This window comes from Bacillus sp. SIMBA_008, assembly GCF_046535495.1.
GTDB lineage: Bacteria > Bacillota > Bacilli > Bacillales > Bacillaceae > Bacillus > Bacillus subtilis.
In genome coordinates this window covers 1-233 of the sequence record NZ_JAWRWL010001327.1, presented here as the reverse complement: position 1 = coordinate 233, position 233 = coordinate 1, and the positions used below count along the sequence as shown (strand labels likewise).

At 70.4% G+C, this 233-nt stretch carries 1 protein-coding gene; it reads left to right on the top strand.

Features of this window, described 5'->3' with window-relative positions; all coding sequences use genetic code 11:
- On the top strand, positions 1–233 hold a 233-nt coding region (locus tag SB658_RS27755; RefSeq protein ID WP_410603804.1), incomplete at both ends, for a hypothetical protein.

Here is a 233-nt window from a genome sequence, read left to right as displayed (position 1 = left end):
CTCGCCGCATGCTCTGCGCCGTCCGCAGACGACAGAGCGAAGGACGACGCGGCGAACGACGCGGCCGCGACTCGGTTCGTGACCTGCCTCACGGGAGAGGGTCAGACCGCGAAGATCGTCGACGGCGGACAGGTGGGCGTGCTCATGCCGGATGCTCCGGGAGAGGGCGAGCTAGGAACGCTGAGCGGCGGCGGCTCGGTATCGCTCGACGGCGGTGACGGCGAGGACATGCC